Origin of the sequence: Parafrankia discariae, assembly GCF_000373365.1 — a bacterium.
GTDB classification, from domain to species: domain Bacteria; phylum Actinomycetota; class Actinomycetes; order Frankiales; family Frankiaceae; genus Parafrankia; species Parafrankia discariae.
Map to the genome: position 1 here is coordinate 1 of NZ_KB891254.1, position 14,957 is coordinate 14,957.

Sequence of the window (14,957 nt, forward strand, 5' to 3'; positions counted from 1 at the left end):
TGTGATCGTCAGTGGGCAGGGCTGTCCTGACGGCAGGTGTCAGAGCCCGAGCGGAATCCGGGTCTCGGCCCGCTGTACCGGCAGCGGAAGGCGCGCCGGCGCGCCTGTGTGCCTACCGGCAGGTCGGTACTTGCCGCGTTCCACCCGCCAGCCCCGCCGGTTCGCCCGTTCCACGAAGTACGCCAGCGCCTGCTCCCGTTGGACAGTGTGTCGCTCGGCGCGCCGGGTCAGCGCGCCGTCCACTCCCAGCCGAGCTGCCACCGCGTCGAGCCCGGCATTGCCACGCGTCCACCCGTCTTTACCCTGGCAGGCCAGGCCGCTCGCGGCCAGGCGCCGCAGGTGCTTACGGACCGTCGGCCCGGTGAACCCCACCCGGGCCGCCAGCAACCCGGAGCGCACCCCGGTTGTCTCCAGCACGTCATAGATCCGCCCGGCGACGGCGCCCAGGCCCCGCCAGGTGAACGTGTCGTGCACCGCCCGCCCCCCCCAGCGGGTCGCCGGCAGCTCTCCCGAGCGGGGATCGGCGAGCTTGTCGGGATCGACCGGGTCCGGCAGCGTGCGAGGCAGCAGCAGGTGCAGCCGGCGGGCCCGTAGCTGACCGTCGCGGCGGCCGTGTTCGTCTTCCTCGCCGACCAGGTCCACGCCGGCGGGTTCGTCGACGCGCAGCCATCCCGCCGTGATCAGCCGGTGGATCGCCCGGTCCACCGTGGAGTCGGTCACCGTCGTCTGCTCAGCGATCTGACGGATGCTCGCGGTCGGATCCAACCGGCCCGCCCGGGCGGCGATCTCCCACAGCGCCTCGAGCACCGCCCGGTTCGACGCTCCCGCCTGCCCTCCCCACAGGAACGGCCGGGCATCGGCCGCCTCCCGCATCGCCGCGATCTCCACCATCGTCTGCGGCGCGTCCGACGCCGGCGGCCGGGCGCACCAGCGCACCACCGCGTTGCGCCACATGTACTCGACCCGATGATCCTGATCGGCCACTGACCGACGCCGGCCGCGAGGATCACGCACCATCCAATCCCCTGGCGTGCCAGCCACATGCGACACCGCTGCGAGGGCGTGGCGCAGCTCCTCACGCGACCAGCCAGCCCCGACCGCGGCGAGGGTCACCGACATCGACGCCCCACTACGCCCATGCCCGTAGTTGCCCTCGGTGTCCCCCTGGGCCAGCAGCCGCGCCATCCGCGGAGACAGGTCCCGGTGCGGCCGCCCCGGCAACGCCCGCCCCGAGGACCCCCACGCCACCGCGTCGAACTCGAGCCACGCCTGCCCAGGCATGCCGATGACCCCGCCCGGACCTGCGGGCGGGGACGACGCGGACGGCGGCGCGGCGGAACGGGTCATCGGAGGGGCGCACCCACCGCACCCACCCCGACCGCCGCTGCACGCACAAGTGATCTAGCTACAAGGCGGATGTAGCCACCCGGGCGCACACCGCGTGTGGCCCCAAGGTGGCCCCCCATCGGGGCCACGACCAGCAACGATGCCAGCGCATACAGCACAGACGGGGAAAAAGTGCGGCGCGACGCGCCACGACTCACGTGGCAGCGCCCTGCAGTCATGTCACAATGCATTCGAGTCCTTGAGTTGGACCGGCCCGCGCAAGCGGGTCGCCTCACCCCTCAACAGACGAGCCGGGTCACCATGACGCGGCGAGTCCAAGAGGAACCGACGAGAGGAACGCTCCGGCTGGGAGCACTTGCAACACCGCGGGACACCGAGTTCGCACCTCGGCCCCGCAGACACGTAGACGAGGTCGCACCCCTGCCAGGGGGTGCGACCTCGTTCTCGTTCTAGCCCGTCATCGACAGCTCCCCGTCGCGCCCCGGAACGCACGGCCGGGTGTCTCGTCTCGGCCGCCGACGCGCCGGCTCGGACCCGTCCAACGTCTGCGGTACTGGCGGCGCCGCGGAGTCCAGCAACTGCTGGACCCACCCCGTCAACGTCATCCCCGCCGCAGCAGCGGCGACCTCGGCACGCCTCTTCAATTCGGGTGGCATCCGAACGCGCAGCATCGCTTCCCGGTCCGGGGAACGACCACCATGAGTCGGGATGATGCGGCCTGGTGATGGCATGGGAGATGTCTACCGCATCGGCATGACGAGCGTCGGGACGTGGTGCTCCGACACGCGTGTCGGACACGCCTCGTCCGTCCATCGCTCCTGCGGCGGCCCTGGTCAGGGGGTCGATAGCTCCCCAGTTGTGCCACACGTCCCCCGGCGGGTTGGGGCCCGACGAGGCGTTCCGCGCCCTGTTTTCGCCCGGCAAGCCAGGGCAAACGTCACAGCGAGCAGCGCAAACGCTGCGCACAGGCCACCTCGTGGGACAGACCGTGCCAGGCAGGGCGTCGAAGACCACACCAGAGGAAGGGACACGACGGGCGCGGAACGCGACACGCCGCCGGCAAGATTTTCTTCCGGTCGCGTGTCGACGGCGGTCAGGATGTCGGACGCCGGCTGGGACCCGGCAGGCGCCGGCGGAAGCCGCGGAGCCGTCGGACGGCCCCGACACGTGGCGCCGATCAAGCAGATGATCCGTGGCGGAAGGTCAACATCACAGCCGAGGACACCGACCTACCATGATCGCGTATGCCGGGTCACCGTGGGTGCTCGACCCGGCGTACGCCCGTGCGAAGGCATCCGTCTGCCCGAGGGTGCCCTGGGGGAGACAGCGAAGTACGCGCCGGTCGACTTCGGAGAGCCGGTGCCCACTTCCACCGGGGCGTGCACCCCTAGGGGGACATCTCCAAGTTCACCCGCCGCGCCGGAGCCGTCAAAACGAGCCGCCGCAGGCGTCGTGCTGGCCGGCGGCGGCTCACGGTGGGCTTGGGCGCCGCGGGGGACGGCCTGTTCAGGAACCCTCACGCTGCCGTGGAACGGACAGCCGCCGGCGCAGTCGGACCCGCCGCCGTGGTCGCCCGCCAGGGCGCAGGTCGTCATCTGTCGCCAGGCCATAGAAGGCGGCCTCCTGGCAGTCCAGCGAGCAGTACCCGGCCGCGCCGACGATCGGTACCAGGATCTCCTCGACGCACCAGCGGCACACGACCAGCATCGGAACATCATTCCTGCCACGGCTCCGCCGCTGGACTGCGGCCCAGGCCGCAGTCGGCCGGTTGGCCCGACGAACCCCGCGCCTTGCCGGCCTTGTCCACGCATGGTTACCTTCGCCCGTGTCCGTCGACGCCACGCCGTCCCTGCTCGTCCTCGCCGGCATCTACCCGGCCGCACACCCCCAGACATCTGTCGCCTTCCACGGCAAGGTCGCGTTCGTCGACGAGGGCATCGCGCCGCTCGTCCGCGGCCTGTGGCGGGCCGGCATCAACACCGTCTGGTCGTGCCAGGGCGGGTCACGCGGAAAGAGGCTCGCGGTCGACAACCTGGCCTACGTGGCGTTCAGCTGGGCCGCCGACCGGCACCGCTTCGCGACGAGCCTGCCGACGCGGCTGCGTCCAGGCTGGTACTGGGAGACCGACCACGAGATCAGAGGCATGTATGACGTGGTCCGTTTCCCCGCAGCCGACCTGCCCTGGCTCACCGCCCAGTTCGCCCGCCCGGGTCTGCGGAGGCTGCGGCCGAGCGATGGGCTCGGCATCAGCCGGGGGAATGTCCGCTATTCGCGGAAGACAACGCACGTACTTAAAGATCGACAAAGCTCGTCGAAGTGTCGGCGTGCGCCGTGCCGTCCCGAATCTCGAATACCCCTGGCTCGATTTCCTCCGAACGACTCTCGATCCGCGTCTGCCAGTCCGGCGGCCAGCGCGTGGTGGCCGGTGACCACCGGATTCCCGTCAGCGGGAGACCGGCTAGATCGACCTCACGAAGATCTGCTTCCGTAAAGTCGCTGAGGGCGAGATCGAGATCGCGTGGCAGATTGCCAGGGGATGTGGAGCCAGCCCCAAGAATGTCATCAAGATCGCTATGGATGGCGTGGGCGAGGACGCGGGCACCACGGGAGGCGCTTTCGAGCGCGTCAGCGCGCTCGCGGGCGCGCTCGAAGGTAAGGATGATGGCGTGGTCGAGGGCGTCGGCGAGGCCCCGGAGGTGGAAGCGGGCGCGGACTGGGTCGTGGGGGAGGAAGCGGACGAGGTCGCGGGCGCGGTCGCGGGCGAGGTCGAGATCGCTGGCAAGTTCGAGGTTGAGGGCGAGGGCGAGAGCGAGGGCGCGGTCAAGGTCGCGGACGAGCTCAATGGCGCGGGGGCGGGCGAAGGCGAGGGGGAGAAGGTGGTCGGGGGGGCGGGCGCGGTCAAGGTCGCGGGCGAGGTCGTGAGCGTAAGTCTGGGTGAACGCGACCTGGAAACTAACAGCAAGAACGGTAATCGCTGAGTTTCCCCGTAGGACGATGCGGTCGCCGGGCGGAAGCAATCTCAGTAGACGCGCAGTCGCACCCATCTGGCCCGTGGACAGGGCAAAGGCTGTCGGCGTCGTCGGACTTTCAGGCTGTGTATGGCCGGTCGTTTCGACAGCGGGCAAGATCGCCGCGAGTCCGGCGTCCAGATCGAGAACAGCCCGCAGGTCGTTGACGAAGACCGCATGACGGGTGGGGAGCAGCGCGTCTCGCAGGCCCGCCTCGACGTCGAGGGTGGCCGCCAGGTCCTGGGTCAGGTCGCGTCGAGCCGATGCCAGCCACTGGTCCAGCTCCTCGTCGTTCACGGGGCTCCACCTCCCTCCGAGGGGTTGATGTGATGGGCGAGCGCGCGGCGTGCCTTGAGCAGGCTGGAGCGCACCGCTTCCGCGTTCATCTTCAGCTCCTGGGCGATCTGCCGTAGACGGTCCAGGCCATCACCTGTCGCTGCCGGGGCGGGAGGAGCGCCAGCAGGCGGAGTACTTCGTGCCGGCCGACGACGGCGTCGAGATCGGCGGGATTGGTCAACAGCGGTGACGGAGCCTCTGGCATCTCGGCCACCGGATCCTCGGCAAGACTCGCGATCCGCTTCGCGTAGGCCCGGGAGGCGACCCGTCGGGTCCAGGCTTGCGGATGCTCGATGCCTTCCCAGGCACGCAGCGCCTCCGCCATCACATCCTGGGTGATCTCGATGGCATCGGTGTGCGGGACCCCTTGCCAGATCAGGAAGCCGACGAGGTCGGGCGTGAAATCCCGGTAGAAGGCGCTGAACGCGGCGATCGTGGCCGCCGATGGGCCGGACGCCCGAGCTGGTATGGCTCTCGGCGCTGCAGTGGGCTCCGGCGGGTCAGGGCGGCTGTCCACGTGGTCACGTCCTCAGTCGAGCGGGACGGGTGCCACGACCATGGCCAGGGCCGCCCCATCGGCACGCTGTTCCAGCAGCGCGCCACCCGGCGGCACTGTCCGCACGACGTCGACCAGCATCTGTCGATGCGCGTCCTCCTGCCGCAGCGAAGATCGTAGGCGTAACCACAGGCCGACCAGCCCCAGGGCCTCCACCGCGATCATTACTCCGGCCGAAACGAAGATCGGATCCACTCGCCTGCTCCCGTCGCTCGCGCCCGCGGTCACGGGCGTCGAGGGGTAGTGGGGCGAGACGGCCTTGATCGTGAACTCGACGGAGCAAGATTTTTCGGGTCTTCCTGGGCCCGTCGCCATGAGCGTCCGGTCCGTCGCGATGATGCACCCGTGGGGGGATCTCAAATACGACGCACCGCCAGGGCAACCCTGCTGCTGCTCGCCCTGGCCGCCGTCGTCACGGCCGCGGTCGCAGCGAAACTGCGGCCGGACTCGGCCGCAGACTGGGTCGGCGTGGTCAGCGGCACGCTCGGCCCGCCAGGGCTCTACCTGGCCTGGGCGTCCTACCGCGACGACCGCGCCGCTGAGGTCCCGACCCTCACGCTGGCCGAGGTCGCCGACCAGCTCGCCGCCGTGGTGCGCAACCAGTGGGCGGCCGAGGTGGAGCTGCGTCGGCTGAACGACCCGTATGCCCTGCCGGTCCGCTGGGAGGCCGCTCCGGCAGACCTGGTCGAGGACTGGGCGACGATCGAGCGGCTGGCTACCAGCGGGGGCGCGGGCTGGCCCTCGCCGCCCCCTGCAGGGGCTTGGGGGAGTGGACCGCAGGATCTTGCTGGCGGCGACGGGGAGCTCGTGAACGTCCTGGGCCGAATCCCGACCGGCCGCCTGGTGGTCCTGGGTGAGCCTGGCGCGGGGAAGACGATCCTGCTCGTCCGCCTCGTTGTCGACCTCCTCGCCGAAGGCCGCCGTGAGCCGGGCGGCCCGGTGCCGGTGCTACTGCCGTTGACATCTTGGGATCCGACACAGCAGCGCCTCGACGACTGGGTGGAGTCGCGGCTGGTCACCGACTATCCCTTCCTGGCCGAAGCCGCGCCCGATACCGAAGGGAAGACTTGGGCTCGGCGGCTGTGGGAAGCCGGACTTCTACTGCTCCTGCTTGATGGGCTGGACGAGGTCCACGATCCGGCGCGCGGCATAGCTGTCGCGAGGATCAACGAGGCTGCCTCCGTCGGGCAGCGACTGGTTCTGGCCTCCCGTACCAATTCGTACCGATCGGCGCTGCACCCGCCCGATGGAGTCGAAGTACGCCTCACCGGCGCTGCGGGGATCGAGCTGCTTTCTCTGGAGGCCGACGACGTCGCGGATTATCTGCAGGTCTCCGCTGGTGGTCCGGCATCCGCGGCCCGCTGGCGGCAGGTGTTGGCGGCGCTCACCCAGACTCCAGCTCCGCCTGTCACACAGGCGCTGACGACCCCACTGATGGCGTCGCTAGCCCGCACAATTTACAACCCTCGCCCCGGCGAACCCGCCGCGAGAGTGGGCCGATCCCCATCCGAGTTGCTCGATCTGGTCCGGTTTCCCACCCGTACCACCGTCGAACAGCACCTCTGCGACGGCTACATCCCCGCCGCCTACCGAGACGCCAGCGAGACGAGCCGGTGGAAGGTTGCCGACGCAGAGCGATGGCTGGTCTTCCTCGCCCGTCACCTCGACGGGAGCCCGAACTTCGCCTGGTGGAATGTCTCGAGGGATATTTCGATCCGGTGACGTCTGCCACCTAGAATGGTGGCCGGGCTGATATTCGGGCTAGCGGCCGGTCTATCGATTGGGCTGACGGTAGCTCCAGTGGCCGGACTGGCGGCTGGGTTGATGTTCTGGTTGACGGCTCGTCTTGGCTTCGAGGGAAGGGCCAGTGATCTGGCGGCTGGGCTGGTTTTCGGACTGATGTTCGGCCTGGGGTACGGGCTGACTCTCGGACTAGTACTCGGGGTACTGGGCTCGCTGGCAGTTGCATCGACGTCCGGATTCAACGACCGTTGGACGCGGCGCCTGGCCCCGGCTTTCTCGGGGCCTCACGTAAGGGACGAGTGGGCGCTCGGCCTGGTTTGCGGAGTTGTATATGGGCGAATATTCGGATTACCATTTGCGCTGCTCCTCGGGTTAGCGGGATTCCTGGCGGTCCAGTTATCGGATCGCTGCGGTCAGTGGCGTCGGCGGTCTTACCCGTTGCGGCCCGCTCGTGCTGGGCTGCTTGCCGGTATGCCGTATGGACTGATGGCGGGCATCGCGGGCTCGTCATCAGTCGGACCGCTTCTTGGCTTGGCACTGGGACTGGGGTGCTGCATGCTGGTCGGGCTCGTAATGGGGCTGATTACGATATCGCCGATCGACACGGCGGCAGCAGGCCCGGTTTCCAGCTTCAACAAACAATGGCAGGCATCCGCGACCGGGCACTTGGCGCTGGGGCTGACATTTGGACTAGCACTCGGGTCGATGCTCTTGATGACTAGCAACCTGGCTGCCAGCCTGGCGTTCGGCCTAGTGGTCTGGCGAGGGTTCTGGTGGGCGTTCGCGGACCGGCTGGCCCGAAACGAGTGGTGGTCGTTTGTCGTCGCGCTCGGATGCCTCGCGTTACGACGCGGCCTTCCCCTCGACCTAATGGCGTTCCTCGACGACGCCCACCGCCGCGGCGTCCTGCGCCAGGCCGGCGCGGTCTACCAGTTCCGCCACATCGAGCTGCAGCGCCGGCTCGCCAACCGGTAGGAAGCCGGCTCGTCGCACATTCGGGTGTCGCCGGAGCGTGCGAGTCCGCGTGATCGTTCGATAGACGCCCAGCCGCACGCGCCTGGCAGCCAGGGACTGCTCGCTGGAGGACTGCGGATCGAACCAGAGGAGTCGCCATGCCCCCTGCCGCCACCCTTGCCCCGCCCGAGAGCCTCTGGCTCGAGCTCACCGGCCGCTGCCAGCTGGCGTGCGATCACTGCTACGCCGACTCCTCCCCGCAGGGCGAGCACGGCACGATGACTGTCGAGGACTGGCTGACCGTCCTCGACGGCGCCGCCGAGCTCGGCGTGGGCCTGGTGCAGTTCATCGGCGGCGAACCCACGCTGCACCCCGCGTTCGAACAACTCGTCCGCCACGCACTGGCCCGCGGCCTCACGGTCGAGGTCTACTCCAACCTGCTGCACGTGCCGGCTCGGCTGTGGGAGGTCTTTGCTCTGCCCGGTGTGCGGCTGGCGACCAGTCACTACAGCGCCGACGCCGGCGAGCACGAGACGGTCACGGGCCGGCGCGGCTCCCACGCCCGGACCCGGGCGAACATCGTCAAGGTTGTGCGCCAGCGGATCCCGCTGCGGGTCGGTCTCATCGACACTGGTGCGGGTGCCGTCGACGCTGCCCTGGCCGATCTCGAGGCCCTTGGTGTCACTGATGTCGGTGTGGATGCGGTGCGTGGTTTCGGGCGGGCCGCGGGCATCGAGGTGGACCTGGCGGGCACCTGCGGGGACTGCGGGCATGGCACCGCGGCGATCGGGCCCGACGGGCAGGTCTGGCCGTGCGTGTTCACCCGCTAGGTGAGCGCTGGTGACGTCCGGGAAAGGCCACTGGGTGAGATCCTCGCCGGCGAGGCGTTCACCAGACGGGTGGCGGTGCTCGACCAGATCCGCCGGTCCGGCCCGGTGGCCTGCTCGCCGCCCGACATCAGGTGCAGCCCGAGATCGGCGTGCGCGCCCTCGTGTACGCCCTCCTGCACCCCGAACAAGGGCTCGGACTGCCAGCCGAAGCCGAAGGGGAAGTGAGCGCCGATGCGGTGGCTACCGGTACGGGTCGAGGACTCCTGGCTGCACGACGTCTGGCACGCCGGCGCCGGGCGGCTCGCCGTCGACCCGGCCGGTGAGCCCGCGCCGTCGGCGTCCGGGAACGTCATCGGCGGGCCGGTGATCTGTAACGGGCAGCGGCGATGGTTGCGGGTCGCGCCGTTCCTGGAGAACGCCATGGACGAGGAGTGGTGGACCGGCACCCGCGACGCGGCCGCCCTCACCGGTATCCGCAAGCCCGCGCTGCACGACGCGGTCGAGTGGACTCACCCCGACCCGGTGCCGGTGCCGGTGCGCGCGGAGCTGCTGACCTTTGTCGACGATCCACCGCTGACCCCGGGCGGTCAGTTCCTGGACCGGACGGTCGAGCTCTCCTCCACCTGGCTGGCCGACCTGCGCGCCTCCCTCGACGCCCTGGCGGGACAGTCGACCTCGCGGCGGCTGTGGGCGCACGGCGTCGAGCGGTACGGCCACCTCCTGCACGCCGTGTACGGTCGGCCGCTGCCGGCCTCGGTCGCGCCGCGGTGGGGCTCGACCGAGCACCTCGACCTGCACTGGGGCAACCTCACCGCGCCCAGCCTGACGATCCTCGACTGGGAACACTGGGGTCTCGGGGTGGCCGGCTACGGCGCGGCCCGGCTGTACTGCACCGCGCTGGCCGTCCCCGCGGTCGCCGCGCAGATCTACGCCCTGTTCGCCGACCTGCTCGACAGCCCGTCCGGTCGCTACGCGCAGCTGGTCGCCGCGGCCGACATCCTGGTCAACGTCGCTTGGTACGAGGACACGGTGAACCTCTGCCCGGCGCTACATCAGCTGGCCGCACAGATCATGGCCTGACCGGGAGCGCCGCGGCCAGCCTGGCGACGATGTGGGCGGCGGCGCCAGGCTGACGGCGTTACCGTCGAAGCACGGTCGCACAGCGACCGGTTCGCGGGCGCCTGCTTCCCGGTAGTCCCCCCGGGGCCCCGCGCACGACGTCCAGGAGGGCGGACCGGATCACCGGGCCGTGGCGTCGATTACCCCCCCTGGGACATCGCTGGCCGCGCCGTTCGTGGCCAGGCGGCGCGACACTGCGGCGCGATGACGGAGAGGACCGCCGTCATCAGCAAGCCCACTCTGATGGACTACGAGTCCGCGGACCGCATCAGCGACGCCGCCGCCCACGACTCGGACTCGCCGACCGCACGCAGCGGCTTCGACGAGCGGGCGCAGCACGCGGCTGACCGCAACGCGGCGGACGAGGAGCAGTCGACCGCCGCACCCACCGAGCCCGGCCTGCAACTGAACCGGGCTCGGCTCTGTGCGTCCCCAAGTTCCCAGCCTCCGCGCGATGATCCGCGCGTCGCTTCGGCTGCACCGCAGGCACTTTCCGAACGATGCAGGTGCAGCGTCATGTACGCTGCATCTATCTACAGCGTGATCGTTGAGAGGTGTACGCCATGCCCCGTCTTCCTCAGCCCCTCGCCAACGGCCTGCACACCGACCACCCCGTCCCCGACCTGCCCTTCGTCGACGACAGCCACATCCCCCTCGACGACCCCCACGCCATCGAGGCCGTCGGGCGCCACGACGGCAGCGAGATGTGGGGGCGCGAGGACCGCGCCTACGAGGGAAAGGGCTGGATGGCGTTCACCACCGACCCGATTCGCCATGATCTGGCCTGGTGCGTGCGTCACCACCCCGACCACGGCCGGACCGTGCTTCTTTACCAAGACGAGGACGCCCCCATCGTGCATTCCGAATGGAGGGCAGCGTTGCTGTTCCGCGCTGGCGGCTACTGGTGGGACGGCGAGATTTGGTATCGACCTTCCCAGATCTGGGATCACGCCAGCGAGACCTACCTGCGCCGAGCCGTCCCTGGGGCGAGCATCGTCACCGCCGCCGACATCCTTAGCGCCAGCACCGGCGACCCCGACGCGGCTTACATCCTCAAGGTCCAGTACGTCAAGATCGACGCTGCTCCGCCGGTGCGCTGGCTCGACGACCTCGCTGCCTGGGCACTACATCGGCCCGACGGAGCTTCCCTGGCGCACAGCGTCGTACGGGTCCACGCGCCGGAGCTCGCCGGCGACCAGCTCGTCAGCCTCACCGACTTCGCCGACATCGCCGGCGTCGGCGCCTCCACCCTGCGCTCCTACCTCACCCGCGACCAAGCCGACCTTCCGCTACCACAGGTGATCATCGGCAGCCGCAAGCTGTGGGCGCGCCCAGTCACCGAGGAGTGGGCCGAGCAGCGTCGACGCTCCGATGAGGGCCTCGACGAGGCGGTCGCAGTGCGTCGCGGTGATGCCTCCCAATCGGCCGGGATCATCGATGTGTGGAATCGGTTCACCACGAGCTTCTACACGGCCCTGTGGGAACGACCCGACCGGCGGCGTCGCTGGGCGCTGCGTTGGCGCACCGCTGACGCGGTCCGTGACCTCGCCGACGACCTCGGCTGGACCGTCGCCGCAGAGATGACCGGCACTGCCATCGTGCCGTGGTACGACCTCGCCGACACGGTTTACCACGCCCTCGTCGACGAGTTCGCCTCCGGCAAGGACCTGGAGCCTCCGGAGCCGCAGACCTGGTTCACCTATCCCATCACTGACGGTGTCTCACGGACGCTCACGTGGCTCATCAGCTATAACCCCACCCACGCCCGCCGCGCCATCACCACCGCTATCCATGAGACCGAACGGCGCCTGGATATCCCCCGTCCCATCATCGAGCGCTCCATTCGACAGGCCGTCACCCCTGCCGAAGGCCTCAGCCGCACCGCGCTCGACGACTTCCTCGACAGGGTTCTCACCCCTCGCGAACCGGATGAGAAGACTCCGCCCCTGGGCGCGGGCGCGGCTGGGGCCGTCGTGCTGCAGATGACCGAGGAGCCCAGGAAGAGGAAGGAGGACGACGGGCAGGAGTAATCCACACCCAAGCCGGTCGGTGCATGGCGTACAACTCCCCCGTGACCGACAACGGGGAAGCGCGTCGCCGCACCGGCCGACGCGGACTGTGGATCATCGCGGGCGTCGCAGCGGTTGGCGCCACGCTCGCAGTGGTCGGGATCTGGCACCTGCCGCCGCGCATGTACCCCGCCACAGATCAATCCGAGGCGCGGGCCGCGCTGCAGGGCGGCCTGCTCACCGCGGCTGCCGCCCTGCTGGCCGTCGCAGGGGGACTCATCGCCCTCGACGAGACCCGGCAGGCGAACGCGGAGATCCGCCGGGCGAACGAGAACACCCATGTCCGGGAGCTGTACGCGACCGCCATCGGTCTGCTCAGCTCCCCGACGGTCGATGGTCGACTCGGAGGGATCTACGCGCTCGAAAGGGTCGCTACCGACAGCCCTGCCGACCAGCGGACCGTCGTCGACGTCTTGTCCGCCTTCGTCCGTGAGCACACGCGCCCGTCGGCCACCAGTGACGGTGCCGCCCTGGCGACCGATGTGCAGGCCGCGCTGACCGTTCTCGGTCGCCTTCCGATGCGCCCCAAAGGCCCTCGAGCTGATCTTTCTGGCACGCGCCTGACGAGGGCGAACCTCACCGACGCCTGGCTGCCTTGGGCGGATCTTCGCGGTGCACGGCTAGTAGAGGCAACGCTCGTTGACGCCCGGCTGGGCTGGGCGAATCTTGCTGAGGCATCGCTGGAACGGGCGGACCTCACCGGCGCCCGTATGGGGGGATCGGTACTTATCGATGCCTCTCTGGCCGGGGCGAACCTGCACTGCGCGAGGCTGACCGGCGCGAATCTCACCGGGGCCAGCCTGGAGCGCGCGGATCTCACGGAAGCCGTTCTGGACGGAGCCGATCTCGCCGGGGCCGCCGCGCTGACGCAAGCACAGGTGGATGCCGCGCTCGGGGATGGGAAGACGCGGCTGCCAGCAGGGCTGGTCCGACCAGCTGCATGGGGACGAGAGGAGTCCGAAGATGAGTAGCTGACCCCTCAGGAAGCCTCTCGCGGCCGCGGAACAACCAGCCGCCGTGGCAGCCGGACCCTTCGCCGTGACCGCCGGCCAGGACTTCCATCCCCGAACGGCAGGTCGTCGTCCTCCGCCGGGTTGTGGGATGCGGCCTCCTGACAGTCCAGTGAGCAGTACCCGGCCGCCCCGACGATCGGCACCAGGACCTCCTCGACGCACCAGCGGCACACGATGAGCATCGGGCCATCATGACCTGCGCCGACCCCGCGGCAAGGGCCCGGCACCCGGCCGACGAAGGTGAGCCACTCCCGCAGCGAGCGGCCTGCCGACGCACTCGCCCGGAGACGGGGCGGGCCCCGCCGTCTCCGTGGGCGTACATCTACACGAACCACCCTCGCGGTGCGAATGTGATCCGCTACTGTCGGAATCCGGTATGTCTCGCGGGGAGGGTGGAGATGGCCTACCAGGAGCGGACCTATCACGGCCTCCAGAGGGAAGCTGCGCGGCCAGCTCGACGGGCAGGTCGGGCGAGGCACTGGCGTAGCGGCACCGATTCCGTCGACGAGGACGAATGGCTCCCACCGGTGATCCTCGTCGAGGTCCCCGAAGGCGGGCCGACCGAGCGGGAGAAGGTCAGGGTCCTGCGCGAGATTCCGCCTCCCGAGTACGGAGACTTCGGGTGGGGCTACAACGGCACCGGGACCAGTAACGCGGCCATCGCCGTCCTGTCCGACGCGCTCGAGCTCGACCCTGCCGCCCTCGACTTCGGCGCGGGTGAGGCCGACGGGACCGAGCTGCGCGAGGCGTTCTGCGTCGAGGTCCTGACCGACCTGTGCGACGAGTGGCGGCTCAACCGGCGGGCCGTTCTGCGCTGGGCCGCCGGCTGGTACCACCAGCGCGGCATCACTCCAGTTCCGGCGATCCTGGGCGACCCGGCCTGGACGCAGAGCCTTTTCTGACGGCGGATTCGAGATGGATGCCGGCGTGCCGGACGACGGCGTGGAGGTCACGCCCTGGGAGGCACCTGACCCGCAGGGCGTGCCAGCGCTGCGGGCCAGGCAGGCACACCAGATGCGTCAGCCACAGGCGATCGCCCAGGTGGCCCAAGTCCTTGCGATCGGCAAGGGCACCCTGGTCCCGCCGTCGCGAGGTCCGGCAGAGGCGGCGCAGATTCTCTGCGCCGACGAGTACCGACGGCTCGCGGACGCCGAGCTCTTCTACGTCGCCGGCGACATGGTCAGGCTCGCCATCGCGGCGGGAGAGTCCCTGCCGGACTTCCGCCTCGAACCCGAAGACGTTCCCGCTCCCGCCGGCTTCCTGGTCTTCGCCGAGCCGATCGGCTCCTACGTCAACAGCGACACCGACCCGCCTGTGCGCATCCCCGTCGTCGCCATCTCCTGGGGACAGTTCGGCGCCGAGGAGTGGCCCCGGGGCGGGGTGTGGGTGACCTACTACGTCCCCAGCAACTACGCAGGCATGGAAGCGCTGGCACAGCGACTCAACGGCCGCCCGCTACGACAACGCGAGCGCGACGACCTGCGCGCAAGCAGGGCCCCGCTCGTCTGGGACAACGAGTCGTTCCTCGGCTTCGGAGCCGAGCGCGACGTCGAGCGCACGCCGGGCGACAGCCATGGCGGCATGGGCAGCACGTCCCTCGCACCCTGGGCCCAGACGCTGCGCGCCACCTGGCTGCTGATGAACCAGGGCCACATCGTGGAAGTCGACACACTCCAGCCCGACCGGGCTGCCGCCCGCCGGGCCCGACGGGACGGCCTGCCACCCAGCCCGGTTCGTCTGATCCACCTGCGCCGTGCCACCCGAGACCAGGGCGCGCCCGTGGACGCCGGCGAGGCTCGCGAGTACACCTGCCGCTGGATGGTGCGTGGTCACTGGCGCCAGCAGTGGTACCCCGCCCGCGGCGTACACCGCCCGATCTGGATCAACCCGCACCTGAAGGGCCCCGACGACAAGCCGCTGCGCACCGGTGAGACCGTTCGGATCTGGGATCGCTGAAGCTCACGAGTCCGCGCGCCCGGCCC

The 14,957-nt window shown here is 69.9% G+C and carries 15 protein-coding genes; 8 read left to right on the plus strand and 7 right to left on the minus strand.

Features of this window, described 5'->3' with window-relative positions; translation table 11 throughout:
* Positions 1-39: 39 nt before the first annotated feature.
* The 6 genes from B056_RS0128950 to B056_RS0128975 all read right to left on the minus strand — a co-directional run bounded on the left by B056_RS0128950 (position 40) and on the right by B056_RS0128975 (position 5,442).
* Positions 40-1,347 carry an ArsR family transcriptional regulator gene (locus tag B056_RS0128950; protein ID WP_230203245.1) on the minus strand — a complete coding sequence of 436 codons (1,308 nt, stop codon included), beginning with the start codon at positions 1,345-1,347 and terminating at the stop codon, positions 40-42.
* A gap of 449 nt (positions 1,348-1,796) precedes the next feature.
* Positions 1,797-2,078 carry a ribbon-helix-helix protein gene (locus B056_RS46250; protein ID WP_154677293.1) on the minus strand — a complete coding sequence of 94 codons (282 nt, stop codon included), beginning with the start codon at positions 2,076-2,078 and terminating at the stop codon, positions 1,797-1,799.
* Between the two features lie 775 nt (positions 2,079-2,853).
* Positions 2,854-3,054, minus strand: a complete 201-nt coding sequence (locus tag B056_RS0128960) for a hypothetical protein (protein ID WP_018505334.1) — start codon at positions 3,052-3,054, stop codon at positions 2,854-2,856.
* Positions 3,055-3,638: 584 nt separating this feature from the next.
* On the minus strand, positions 3,639-4,652 hold the full coding sequence (locus B056_RS43190; RefSeq protein ID WP_018505335.1) for a hypothetical protein: 1,014 nt from the start codon (positions 4,650-4,652) through the stop codon (positions 3,639-3,641).
* A 91-nt stretch (positions 4,653-4,743) separates the two neighbouring features.
* Positions 4,744-5,208, minus strand: a complete 465-nt coding sequence (locus B056_RS38390) for a sigma-70 RNA polymerase sigma factor region 4 domain-containing protein (RefSeq protein WP_018505336.1) — start codon at positions 5,206-5,208, stop codon at positions 4,744-4,746.
* 12 nt (positions 5,209-5,220) lie between these two features.
* Complete coding sequence (locus B056_RS0128975) at positions 5,221-5,442, minus strand: hypothetical protein (RefSeq protein ID WP_154677294.1); 222 nt, start codon at positions 5,440-5,442, stop codon at positions 5,221-5,223.
* A 150-nt stretch (positions 5,443-5,592) separates the two neighbouring features.
* On the opposite strand from B056_RS0128975, the gene B056_RS0128980 reads away from it, so the two are divergent.
* From B056_RS0128980 to B056_RS38400, 3 genes are all read left to right on the plus strand, one after another.
* Entirely contained in the window at positions 5,593-6,969 is a 1,377-nt protein-coding gene (locus tag B056_RS0128980) for an NACHT domain-containing protein (protein WP_018505338.1), read from the plus strand.
* Positions 6,970-7,704: 735 nt separating this feature from the next.
* A complete protein-coding gene (locus B056_RS43195; protein WP_154677295.1) occupies positions 7,705-7,965 on the plus strand; it encodes a hypothetical protein in 261 nt (86 codons plus the stop codon).
* Positions 7,966-8,102: 137 nt separating this feature from the next.
* Entirely contained in the window at positions 8,103-8,774 is a 672-nt protein-coding gene (locus tag B056_RS38400) for a radical SAM protein (RefSeq protein ID WP_018505340.1), read from the plus strand.
* On the opposite strand, the gene B056_RS44920 is transcribed toward B056_RS38400, so the two are convergent.
* Positions 8,771-8,953, minus strand: coding sequence for a hypothetical protein (locus tag B056_RS44920; RefSeq protein ID WP_018505341.1), 183 nt, complete (start codon positions 8,951-8,953; stop codon positions 8,771-8,773). The two genes, B056_RS38400 and B056_RS44920, sit on opposite strands and share 4 nt — an antisense overlap.
* Before the next feature lie 52 nt (positions 8,954-9,005).
* Here B056_RS44920 and B056_RS0128995 point away from each other — a divergent pair, with 52 nt between their 5' ends.
* From B056_RS0128995 to B056_RS0129025, 5 genes are all read left to right on the plus strand, one after another.
* The gene (locus tag B056_RS0128995) at positions 9,006-9,854 is read left to right on the plus strand and encodes a hypothetical protein (protein WP_018505342.1); all 849 of its coding nucleotides are present in this window, start codon (positions 9,006-9,008) and stop codon (positions 9,852-9,854) included.
* A 602-nt stretch (positions 9,855-10,456) separates the two neighbouring features.
* Positions 10,457-11,923, plus strand: a complete 1,467-nt coding sequence (locus tag B056_RS0129005) for a hypothetical protein (protein ID WP_035753158.1) — start codon at positions 10,457-10,459, stop codon at positions 11,921-11,923.
* 41 nt (positions 11,924-11,964) lie between these two features.
* Positions 11,965-12,933: a pentapeptide repeat-containing protein gene (locus B056_RS0129010; protein ID WP_026240262.1), complete on the plus strand. Its 969-nt coding sequence runs from the start codon at positions 11,965-11,967 to the stop codon at positions 12,931-12,933.
* Positions 12,934-13,502: 569 nt separating this feature from the next.
* Positions 13,503-13,877, plus strand: a complete 375-nt coding sequence (locus B056_RS0129020; RefSeq protein ID WP_018505347.1) for a DUF6166 domain-containing protein — start codon at positions 13,503-13,505, stop codon at positions 13,875-13,877.
* A gap of 13 nt (positions 13,878-13,890) precedes the next feature.
* Positions 13,891-14,931: a hypothetical protein gene (locus tag B056_RS0129025; RefSeq protein WP_018505348.1), complete on the plus strand. Its 1,041-nt coding sequence runs from the start codon at positions 13,891-13,893 to the stop codon at positions 14,929-14,931.
* Positions 14,932-14,957: the final 26 nt, after the last annotated feature.